At 33.6% G+C, this 1,394-nt stretch carries 1 protein-coding gene and 1 pseudogene; both read right to left on the minus strand.

Annotation, left to right across the window (positions count from 1 at the left end; all coding sequences use genetic code 11):
- Positions 1-211 precede the first annotated feature (211 nt).
- The gene (locus KI369_RS27780; RefSeq protein WP_212958857.1) at positions 212-1,237 is read right to left on the minus strand and encodes a ParM/StbA family protein; all 1,026 of its coding nucleotides are present in this window, start codon (positions 1,235-1,237) and stop codon (positions 212-214) included.
- Between the two features lie 35 nt (positions 1,238-1,272).
- A pseudogene (locus KI369_RS27785) lies at positions 1,273-1,394 on the minus strand (peptidase U61); the annotation flags it as partial.

A 1,394-nucleotide genomic window follows, 5' to 3' on the forward strand; every position in this document is an offset into this window, starting at 1 on the left:
TCTTACTGCCCATTAAAGCGGGATAAATGGCATAGGAGGTCTTATTCTGTTAAAAGGAAGACCCCCTATATATTAGTTATTTTTATTCGCAATTTTAAACATTTCCTCTATATAAGCACTTTTTATCTTTTCTTATAAAGCATTTTTTATATGTGGAAAAGAAGCTACATAATTTGGCACGTCTATTCAACGAACTCCATTTCGGTCGTTATTATAATTTAGATTCATATGCAGATTGATTGGTGATGTCATCAAATACTTGACTTCCAATCATATAGTATCCATGAAGTGCAGCCTCTTTCGAAGCGTCTACCATACGGAAAGAAGAAATTTCACCTTTTATTTTTTCAATTCGTTTTTTGTGGAGATCTACTATTCCTCCTGTCCAAATAATAGTGTCATACTGGTCTAACTTAAATTGTTCTTGTAATACACACATAACGTCTTGGAAGTGTGCATCCAACTCTTTTTGAATCAAAGTATCAACCTGACTTGTCTGAGGATTTTCTTCTCGACCATCATATCCTTTTTCTAAGATTTTTGGCATGTCGTTAATATGCAAGTGATTACTTTCAGCCGCATGATTCTCCACAATATTCTTAATGTTTTTCAAAGGCTTGCTACATCCTAGTTCTGTCTCATAATGATTTAAAATGACATTCTGTTTCATATCTGTCATTTCTAATGTACGAAATCCACCATCAATAATTAAGATACGATCTCGTTCCTGAATGATTCCCTCTTTTAAGAAATAGGCATGTAAAGCGACCGGTTGCTGAAGAATCAAAGCATTTTCCACCGTAATATTAATAAATTTCCCATCAATTTGCACGGAAGTTTCTTTTTTTAGTGCACGTTGTAATTGCTCATGCTGACTACCAAAACAAGTGACTGGAAGCCCGGTAACAATTAAAGGTAACACGACATTTTCTTTATAATCCTTTGCAATGCAACCAAATATTTGTTGTTTAAACTGTTCGCTTTCATAATAATTTTCTATTTCTTCTTCAAATGGAGGAAGAAATGAAGCGTCAGATTGATGCGCTTCATTTCCCATGTAGTATGCAAAGTCTAAGTCTATAAAACTTACCTTTGTTAAATCTTCACTTTCATCATGATTAGCTACAGGGGCTAGTGTGGAAGCTTCACTCTTAACCGTCACCTCAGAATCTTCATCCTGTCGATATGCTCGCTTAGTAAAGCCGATTCCTACATCAATTGCATACAAAGATTTCATACTTTTTTCCTCACTTTCTATTTTTAGAATTAAATCTAAGCACTCTCTTCTTTCCCTTCTTTCATATATTTCTTTTCATTTTTCTTTTTTTCCCCGTCTATTTCCTTACTATTTTCATTTTTTTCGTAATCCTTTTCATCTTTTTTCTTTTTATTAT

This window comes from Bacillus sanguinis (genome assembly GCF_018332475.1).
GTDB lineage: Bacteria > Bacillota > Bacilli > Bacillales > Bacillaceae_G > Bacillus_A > Bacillus_A sanguinis.

Coding starts and splice junctions, on each gene's coding strand:
- KI369_RS27780 (WP_212958857.1), bottom strand. CDS start 1,237: ATGAAATCTTTGTATGCAATTGATGTAGGAATCGGCTTTACTAAGCGA.